Source organism: Henriciella marina, from assembly GCF_027213945.1.
Taxonomy (GTDB): domain Bacteria; phylum Pseudomonadota; class Alphaproteobacteria; order Caulobacterales; family Hyphomonadaceae; genus Henriciella; species Henriciella marina_A.
In genome coordinates this window covers 1,247,702-1,254,922 of the sequence record NZ_JAPWGW010000001.1, presented here as the reverse complement: position 1 = coordinate 1,254,922, position 7,221 = coordinate 1,247,702, and the positions used below count along the sequence as shown (strand labels likewise).

Here is a 7,221-nt window from a genome sequence, read left to right as displayed (position 1 = left end):
CCCCCCCCCCCCCCCCCCCCCCCCCGCCCGCCCCGCCCGCCCCCCCGCCCCCCACCCCCCCCCCCCCCCCCCCCGCCCCCCCGCGCCCCCCGCGGCCCCCCCCCCCCCCCCCCCCCCCCCCCCAACCCCCCCCCCCCCCCCCCCCCCCCGCGGGCCCCCCCCCCCCCCCCCCCCCACTACTGCGGGCACCGGTCCGACGGAGCCTGTCATGCATATTCTTGCCGGACAGGGTAATCCGGGTGCCAAATATGCTGGCAACCGGCACAATATCGGCTTCATGGTGCTCGATAGGATCGCCGCCGATCACGGATTTAGTCCGTGGAAATCCCGTTTTCAGAGCGAAGCTGCCGAAGGCACGGTCCAGACCGCGTCAGGCCCGGTCAAGCTGCTGCTCCTGAAACCCCAGACATTCTACAATGAAAGCGGACGTGCTGCCGGCGAGGCGGCGCGCTTCTACAAGCTCGGCCCTGAGGACGTCACCGTCTTTCATGACGAGATCGATCTTGCTCCCGGCCGGGTTCGCGTCAAACGCGGCGGCGGCCATTCGGGCAATAATGGCGTGCGCTCCATGCTGGCCCACCTCTCCCCTGAAGTTCGCCGCATACGTCTCGGCGTCGGCCATCCCGGCGACAAGTCGCTGGTCATGCCCTATGTGCTGAATGATTTTGCCAAGGCCGAGAAAGACTGGCTCGAAGCCACGCTGGACGCGTGTTCGCGCGCGCTTCCCCTTCTCTTTGAAGACAATGAAGAGCGTTTCCAGTCCGAAGTCATGCGCCTCGCCCCTGCCCCGAAGCGCGACCCGAAACAGACGGACTAGTTGCCGCTGGCCTCGTCAGGCGCTTCTGACATGTCGGCGCCCGTGTCGTCTTCAGATGGCAACAGCGAACTGTGCACCAATGATCGCGGCACCTGCCCGGCTGGACAGCTCTCCACGATATTGACGATACCGCCACCGCCGCCCCCAGATAGCTGGGCAGGTGATGTCCGGAACATGAAAGCCATGACCATCATACCCACGAGCAGAAGCCCGGTCGGCACCAGCATGAAAAGGCCGCTTGCACGGCCTGTCTGAGGGCGCGCAAAATCCACTTCAGGCTTGGGCGGCTTTAGCTCCAACCGGTTTCCGGCGGCTGCATCGGCCAGCTGCGCGGTCGCCGCTGCACTGGCTGCGGCGGCAGTCGTGACGCGCTCGCCCGCCTCTCTCGTCGGCTGGCCGGCAGACTTCACAGGCTCCGGCACTGGCGCAGCAGTGTCTTGTCGCCTCCCGCCATTCTGGGCGAGCGGGTCGTTCGGATGCGCTGCTATCCATGTAGTCTTGGCTTCTTCATCGCTTGGGGCAAGCGCGAGCCAGTCTGCAAGCCCCTCGCGGCCATCCTTTTCGCCCAACGTTTCGCAAAGCGCCTTGAACCCTTCCGGCGTCGCCCGCGCAGTCAGCCCAGCGAGATCAAATCTTTGGTCCTTGTCGAACGGTTCGTCAGGTACTGTTTCGTCAAGGTCTGCCTGAACCAGGGCGCCCGAACGTGAGCGCGCCAGATGCGCCATTGCATGCACCCAATCACTGTCGGCTTCATCACTGTTGCACGCCTTCGCAGACCACAGCACCAGGACGCTGGTCGTCTTGTTACACTCGGCGAGGTCGCGGGCACTCGGCGTCGTATGTGTCCGCTTGGCATCATAGCGCACGCGGAACTTCAGCGCCCGCAGACGCCGTGCCAGAACCGTTGCTTTTTTACTGTCCGCTATTGCAGAAACCAGCAGCACGTCGAATGCCATGGAAACCCCTTCTCGGCGAGCATCACGTCTAGGTCCATACTTGTAACAGACGCAACCGAATACCAGCCCGCCCCGACATTCCCCCCTGTTCTGACGGCAAAAATGCGCTATGCCGCGCGCCAGACCAGAGCGGTATACCATCCGGAAGAAGGAGCGCGCACATGGGTTTCAAATGCGGGATCGTAGGCCTGCCAAACGTTGGCAAATCCACACTCTTCAACGCCCTGACCCAGACGGCAGCGGCGCAGGCCGCCAACTACCCCTTCTGCACGATCGAGCCGAATGTCGGCGAAGTCGCCGTGCCAGAGCCGCGTCTCGAGAAGCTCGCCGCGATTGCAGGCTCGAAGGAAATCATTCCGGCCCGGATGAATTTCGTCGATATTGCAGGCCTCGTCGAAGGCGCCTCCAAGGGCGAAGGCCTCGGCAACCAGTTCCTCGCGAACATCCGCGAGACCGATGCGATCCTCTATGTCCTTCGCTGCTTTGAGGATGATGATATCACCCATGTCGCCGGCCGCGTCGACCCGATCGCCGACCTCGATATCGTCGAGACAGAGCTGATGATCGCCGACATGGAAAGCCTCGAAAAGCGCCGCGCAGGCGTCGAGAAGAAAGCCAAATCCGGCGAGAAGGAAGCGAAAGAAACGCTCGCTCTTCTGGATCTCGCGCTCGCCGAGCTCAATGAAGGCCGCCCCGCCCGCATGGCCGATGTGCCAAAGGAAGAAATGAAGGCCTGGCGCATGCTTCAGCTGCTGACCGCCAAGCCTGTCCTTCTCGTCGCAAATGTCGACGAAGACAGTGCCGCCACCGGCAACAAGTATTCTGAAATGGTGATGGAGCGCGCCGCCAAGGAAGGCGCCGAAGCCGTCATCATCTCCGCTCAGATCGAAGCTGAAATGGCCGTTCTGGAGCCAGCCGAACGCGCTGAGTTCCTGGAGATGCAGGGCCTCGAAGAGCCGGGCCTCAACCGCCTCATCCATTCGGGCTATCAGCTGCTTGGCCTACAGACCTATTTCACCGTCGGCCCAAAGGAAGCGCGCGCCTGGACCATCCGCAAAGGCTGGACCGCCCCACAGGCCGCTGGCGTCATCCATGGCGACTTCGAAAAAGGCTTCATCCGTGCCGAGACCATCGCATTTGATGACTTCGTCGCGAATTATGGCGAAGCCGGCGCCAAGGAAGCCGGCAAGATGCGCCAGGAAGGCAAGGAATACGTCGTTAAGGAAGGCGACGTTCTGCACTTCCGGTTCAACGTGTAGCGCTTGCTTTCACCAAACACCCCGCACTACTCTCTTCTCAATTAGAGGAGGGTGAACCGATGTTGCGCTCTATCCTGTCAGTATTTGCAGGTGTCGTTATTGCCGGGGTGGTCGTCTTTATTGCCGAAGCGGTCGGTCATATGATCTTTCCGCCCCCAAAGGGTACTGATCTCAGCGACCCCGAGGCGCTCGCCACTATCATGGATCAAATTCCGGTAGGCGCCAAAATAGCCGTACTGGTAGCGTGGTTCCTTGGTGTATTCGCCGGGTGCTTCACCGCCCTCAAAATTTCACGCGGTGTATCGTGGACCGGACTTGTCGTGGCAGGCATTATGCTCGCCATGATGGCTATGACGCTGATCGTCATTCCGCATCCGGTCTGGATGATCATTGGTGCTGTCGCCGTAACAGTTATTGGCTGGTTCGGTGCAGCGCGCCTCGCGCGATAGGCATTTGGAAGTTCGCCTGCTTGCGTCTATGCCGACGGCATGCCCAAACTCCTCATCGTCTATTTCTCCCGCACCGGCGCCGCCGAGCAGATGGCGAAGGCCGCTTATGAGGCCGCCCAGTCCGAAGAAGGCTGTGAGACCATTCTCAAGTTCGCGACCGAGGCCCAGCCGGATGACCTGCTCGCCTCAGACGGCTACATTTTCTGCGCGCCGGAAAACCTTGCCGCAATTGCAGGCAGCATGAAGGAATTCTTCGACCGGTCCTATTACGAAGTCCTCGGCAAGATCGAGGGCCGCCCTTACGCCCAGATGATCTGCGCTGGCTCAGACGGCGAGAACGCGATGAAACAGACCGCCCGCATCGCAAAAGGCTGGCGCCTGAAAATCGCGCAGGAGCCCTTCATCATCTGCACGCACGCCCAGACCAAGGAAGACATCCTCGCCGACAAGACGATCAGCGAAAACGACCTGCGCAAATGCCGTGAGCTCGGAGAAGCCATGGCCGCCGGTCTGGCGATGGGCGTGTTCTGACTAAACCCAACACAGCCTCATGGTGAACGAAGTCGAACCACGAGGCGGCAATGTCGCGTGTATCGCCCTCGTCCTTCGATTTCGCTCAGAATGAGGGCTTTCTATGCTCAGCGCGGCGCACCGGCCTCCTGATAAAGCGAAAGCGTGTGCCCATCGGGGTCCGCAAAATCAGCCGTCAGCCCGCCATCCGGGGCGTGGGAGACCGGCGTCACGACTGTCACCCCCTTTGAGGCAAGCCCCTCCACGACACCGTCGATGCCGCCTTCCTCCAGATTGAACACTACGACAGGGCTGTCGCCGCGCTTGCCGTCCTGCTGGAAGAAGATCAGCGACACACAATTCGCGGCCTCCGCCATCAGCCAGTCAGCCCCGCCTGCCTCGCCCTCTTCGCCAGGCATGCGCGTCAGGTCGAGTCCGAGACTGTCGCGATAGAATACCCCTGTGCGGTCAATATCGGCCACATAGAAGACGATGGCACCAATTCCTGTTTTCGTGAGCATGAAGACCTCCTCTAGCTGGTTCGCTCTCATCCTTGTTGCCGCCGATTGGCGATCTGTGAGGTCGTCAGCACAAAAAAAATGACCGTCAGGGTCATGGCTTGCCAGAAACCCGCCGCGCCGGGCGAGCCGCGCTCTCATCATCTGACGCATGGCGCCATAAGGCAGCACCTCATCCAGCGTCAGATCCACGTCCGGCGAGGTCTCAATCGAGCGCTTGAGCTGGGAGATACGCTGGCGCAACGCCGTATCCGACAGGCCGAGCAGCCATCCGATCTCAGCACGCGTCGCCCCGTTCAGCGCCAGCAGCGCGGTCACGCGCAAAGACGGGCTGAGACCGGCGAGGCTGACGGCAGTCTTGTCAGCAACACCTACGGGCACGTCAAAAACCTGCTGCCAGCCCGTCTCTCTCTCACGCCGGCGCACAGCCGTGCGAGCTACCTGCCGAGCCTGATTACGGATGACGCCGCGCAGCCATTTCTGCGTCGCTTCAGACTCAAAATCGGTTCGGCCCACCTCGACCGCCGCAAGACAAGCCAGCTGAACAAGGTCCTCTGCCTCGTCAGGCCGCCCGGCATGCCGGCGCGCAATCGCGCCAAGCTTTCGTACCCAGTGCTCGCTCATTCTGACTGCCTCCGGTGCGCCCGAAGCCTCTCTGCGCTCTGGACGCGCCCATTTGTTCCCCGTATGTTCAGCTGCGAGCTTGAAAAGGTCAAGCCCCGAATCGGATTAGGCAGGCTCCATGGAAGCGCTCGTCAATATTGGCTCTATCGGCCTCGATCTCATTCACCTTGTCCTGCTGCTTGCGGCCATAGCCTTCGCCGTTGCCCTGTTCGTCATTCGCGGCCAGCTCAGCACAAGCGCAGCCAATGCACGGCGGGACCTTGAATACGCCGAAGACAGCGTCGCTGCCCTGAAGGCAGAGCGCGAAGAGCTGCGCCAGCAGGTGAAGACAAAGGATGCGGTGGCTGAGCAAGCCCGGATCGACCTCGCCAAGGCCGAAGCGCGCAGCGAGGAAGACGAGAAGAAGTTTGCAGACCTTGCCCAGCGCGTCCTCGACCAGTCGAGCAAGCGCTTCCTGACCCAGGCCGATGAGCATTTCAAACGCCACAAGGAAGGCGCGCAGACCAATCTCAAAGAGCTGATGACGCCGATCAACAAGAACCTCGAGGACTTCGCCAAGAAGGTCACAGAGCTTGAGAAAGTGCGCGCCGACGACAAGTCGGTCCTGCAGGAACAGGTCAAGGCCATCGGCGAAAGTCTGAAAGTCCACACCAGCGAGACCAATAAGCTGGTCAGCGCGCTATCTGCCCCGCGCGGCGGCGGGCGCTGGGGCGAGACGACGCTTCGAAACGTGATGGAGCATGCCGGTCTCTCGGCCCATTGCGACTTTTCCGAACAGGTGCACGGCGAAACCGAAACCGGGCGCCAGCGCCCCGATGTGATCATCAAGCTGCCCGGGGGCCGCGAGATCGTCGTCGATTCCAAGGTCACCCTCGAAGACTATCTCAAAGCCATCGACGAGACCGATCCGGCCCGCCGCGAAGCCTATATGCGCGCCCATGGCCGTAAGGTGCGCGACCATATCAAGACGCTCGGCTCAAAGGACTATCAGAGCGCGTTTTCGCAGCGCGTCGATTTTGTCGCCCTATTCATTCCGGGCGAGAGCTTCTATGTCGCCGCGCTGGAATTTGAGCCCGACCTCTTCGACTTTGCCGCGGCCCGTCAGGTGATCGTTGTGACGCCCTCCACGCTTCTCGCCCTCGCCAAGGCCGTCGCCTATGGCTGGCGACAGGAACAGGCAACCGAGAACGCCAAGAAGGCCGCAGAGCTTGGCCGCGAGCTTTATTCGCGCCTCACCACGCTTGGCGGCCATGTCGAGAAGATGGGCAAATCGCTCAATTCTGCCGTCGATGCCTATAACAAGATGGGCTCCAGCCTCACCTCCCGCGTGCTTCCTGCCGCCCGCAAGTTCGAAGACCTGCAGATCGCTCCACCCGAAAAGTCCGTGCCAGAGATCGAGAACATCGAAAAACGCGCCATCCTGCCCGACAGGACCGGCGAGCTGGAGTTCGATAACAGCGAGGACTAGCCGCAGCAGCCGAGGCCGTACCGAGGGCGTTGATTTCTCAGCCCGCTCCTCCTATTTTCCAGCCATGGCTATTCGCGAAATTCTTACCGTCCCGGACCCGCGTCTGAAGGAAGTCTCCAAGCCCGTCGAAGGCGGCGTGACCGATGAGCTTCGCGCGCTCATGGATGACATGCTGGAAACCATGTACGACGCCCCCGGCATTGGCCTCGCGGCGATCCAGATCGGCGTGCCCAAGCGCGTTATCGTGATGGACCTTGCCGGCCCTGAGGAAGAGCCCCAGCCGCGCTATTTCGTGAACCCCGAAATCCTGCCGCTGACTGAAGATCTTGCCCCCTATGAAGAGGGCTGCCTCTCGGTGCCGGACGTCTTCGATGAGGTTGAGCGCCCGACCCAGTGCCGGGTCAGATATCTCGACTATAACGGCAAGGAAGTCGACGAGATCGCAGAAGGCATGTTCGCCGTCTGCATCCAGCACGAGATGGACCACCTCGAAGGCACACTCTTCATCGACCACCTCTCGCGCCTCAAACGCCAGCGCGCGGTCGACAAGGTGAAGAAGGCCAAACGCCTCGAAGCAAAGTCCGCGAAATCCAGGAGCGCGGCCTAGCTCAGCGCCGCTC

General features: G+C 61.8%; 8 protein-coding genes and 1 pseudogene. 6 read left to right on the top strand and 3 right to left on the bottom strand.

Annotation, left to right across the window (positions count from 1 at the left end):
- Positions 1-208 precede the first annotated feature (208 nt).
- A complete protein-coding gene (gene pth / locus O4G74_RS06445) occupies positions 209-817 on the top strand; it encodes an aminoacyl-tRNA hydrolase (RefSeq protein ID WP_269401812.1) in 609 nt (202 codons plus the stop codon).
- Here the strand turns inward: pth and O4G74_RS06440 are convergent.
- The gene (locus O4G74_RS06440) at positions 814-1,773 is read right to left on the bottom strand and encodes a hypothetical protein (protein WP_269401811.1); all 960 of its coding nucleotides are present in this window, start codon (positions 1,771-1,773) and stop codon (positions 814-816) included. The genes pth and O4G74_RS06440 overlap by 4 nt on opposite strands.
- 161 nt (positions 1,774-1,934) lie before the next feature.
- Here O4G74_RS06440 and ychF point away from each other — a divergent pair, with 161 nt between their 5' ends.
- From ychF to O4G74_RS06425, 3 genes are read left to right on the top strand one after another with little or no spacing between them, the layout of a single operon-like run.
- A complete protein-coding gene (gene ychF / locus O4G74_RS06435) occupies positions 1,935-3,032 on the top strand; it encodes a redox-regulated ATPase YchF (RefSeq protein ID WP_269401810.1) in 1,098 nt (365 codons plus the stop codon).
- A 59-nt stretch (positions 3,033-3,091) separates the two neighbouring features.
- Positions 3,092-3,481: a hypothetical protein gene (locus O4G74_RS06430; protein WP_269401809.1), complete on the top strand. Its 390-nt coding sequence runs from the start codon at positions 3,092-3,094 to the stop codon at positions 3,479-3,481.
- Positions 3,482-3,520: 39 nt separating this feature from the next.
- Positions 3,521-4,012 (top strand): flavodoxin family protein, encoded by a 492-nt coding sequence (locus O4G74_RS06425; protein ID WP_269401808.1) that lies wholly within the window; start codon positions 3,521-3,523, stop codon positions 4,010-4,012.
- Positions 4,013-4,119: 107 nt separating this feature from the next.
- Here the strand turns inward: O4G74_RS06425 and O4G74_RS16430 are convergent, their stop codons facing one another.
- Both O4G74_RS16430 and O4G74_RS16425 read right to left on the bottom strand, forming a co-directional pair.
- Positions 4,120-4,512, bottom strand: a complete 393-nt coding sequence (locus tag O4G74_RS16430) for a VOC family protein (RefSeq protein WP_419715370.1) — start codon at positions 4,510-4,512, stop codon at positions 4,120-4,122.
- 432 nt (positions 4,513-4,944) lie between these two features.
- A pseudogene (locus O4G74_RS16425) lies at positions 4,945-5,133 on the bottom strand (sigma factor); the annotation flags it as partial.
- Between the two features lie 118 nt (positions 5,134-5,251).
- On the opposite strand from O4G74_RS16425, the gene rmuC reads away from it, so the two are divergent.
- Both rmuC and def read left to right on the top strand, forming a co-directional pair.
- On the top strand, positions 5,252-6,601 hold the full coding sequence (gene rmuC / locus O4G74_RS06415; protein ID WP_269401806.1) for a DNA recombination protein RmuC: 1,350 nt from the start codon (positions 5,252-5,254) through the stop codon (positions 6,599-6,601).
- A 64-nt stretch (positions 6,602-6,665) separates the two neighbouring features.
- The gene (gene def, locus O4G74_RS06410; RefSeq protein WP_269401805.1) at positions 6,666-7,208 is read left to right on the top strand and encodes a peptide deformylase; all 543 of its coding nucleotides are present in this window, start codon (positions 6,666-6,668) and stop codon (positions 7,206-7,208) included.
- The last annotated feature ends 13 nt before the right edge of the window (positions 7,209-7,221 follow it).